This window comes from Sphingomonas sp. CFBP 13733, assembly GCF_014841795.1.
Classification (GTDB): Bacteria; Pseudomonadota; Alphaproteobacteria; order Sphingomonadales; family Sphingomonadaceae; genus Sphingomonas; species Sphingomonas aerolata.
Map to the genome: position 1 here is coordinate 1 of NZ_JACYUP010000026.1, position 1,327 is coordinate 1,327.

Below are 1,327 nucleotides of genomic sequence, written 5' to 3' on the forward strand. Positions count from 1 at the left end.
GCAACGTTGCGGAATTACATGCGATGGCTAGCTTTAATCCTAGCTACCTTCACGCGAATCTGGGAGATGACTAGATAACAAGTCAGTATACGAAACAATTTTAATATAGCGTCATGATTTAAACGCTAAGTTATCAATAAATTCTTCCTAGACTTTATACCACTGTTACAGCCTTGGAGCTGGCAGACAAAAGACTTCAAAAGAAGGCTTTATGATACGAATAGGGAGGCTTTTCGAATCGACTCGCGCGCCACACTCGCCGGAACCGGGCGGCCGAGCAGATAGCCCTGAAGCCGTTCGCAACCGAAGCCTGTCAGGATTGCAGCCTGCTGCTCCGTCTCGACCTTTTCGGCGGTCACCTGTGCGCCAACCGCCGAACATAGTTGCAACACGCCGTGGAGTAACCGCGCAGCCCCCGCCGAGTGAGCAATGTTGTCGACGAGTTCGCCATCGATCTTGATCCGATCGAAAGTTATCTCTTTCAGGTATGAGACTGAAGCGAAGCCGGCCCCAAAATCGTCCAGTGCTATGCGGACCCCTGCAGCCCTTAGCGAGGCCAGGTGTTGTCGGGCGACGCCGAAATCAGCAAGCACTGACGTTTCTGTCACCTCTACTTCCAACCGGCGGGGATCGAACCTGTGACGAAGGCAGAGAGACATAATCGCGAGCGGCGTACTCGGCTGGCAGAGCTGCACGGCGCTAAGGTTAATCGACAAGCCTATGGAGGCATCCCACCCCGCGGCCTCCTCAATCGCTGCGGCAAAGATCTGCTGTGATAGCGCAGAAATCGTTCCCGTGGTCTCGGCGACGCCGATAAATTCAAGCGGACTGAGGGCGCCGAGTTCGGGATGGTGCCAGCGGGCGAGCGCTTCGAAAGACGCGATCCGGCGCGATCGGGCTTCGCAGATCGGCTGGTAAACCACTTGGATGGCAGGTGGTGGATCAGTGGCACGCAGCGCCTGCTCAATCGTCATGCGCCGATGCAATCGCGTGTGCATCGAAGGCGAGAAAGCAAGCACGCCACCACCACCGGCACTTTTCACCTCGTACAAGGCGACATCGGCCTGCAGCATCAGCGTCAACGGTGTCTGACCGCTAGCCAGTGGAGCTGACAGGCCGACGGATGCCGCCAGCCTGATGCAATTACCGCGGGCCAGAAACGGCTCTGCCATAGAGCGGGTCAGGGTCGCTCCAACACCCTCGATCAAGCCGGTTTCCAATTCCCCAACGAACAGTGCAGCAAATTCGTCACCACCAAGACGGGCAACGATCCGTGCACCCACGCAGGCGTTCTCGATGCGTCGCGCCGCCTCCAACAGCACCGCGT

At 57.3% G+C, this 1,327-nt stretch carries 1 protein-coding gene; it reads right to left on the reverse strand.

Annotated elements, in window-relative coordinates; all coding sequences use genetic code 11:
• Nucleotides 1-209: 209 nt before the first annotated feature.
• The coding region (locus tag IFT71_RS21040; RefSeq protein WP_192143447.1) for a putative bifunctional diguanylate cyclase/phosphodiesterase at nucleotides 210-1,327 on the reverse strand (1,118 nt) is incomplete at its 5' end.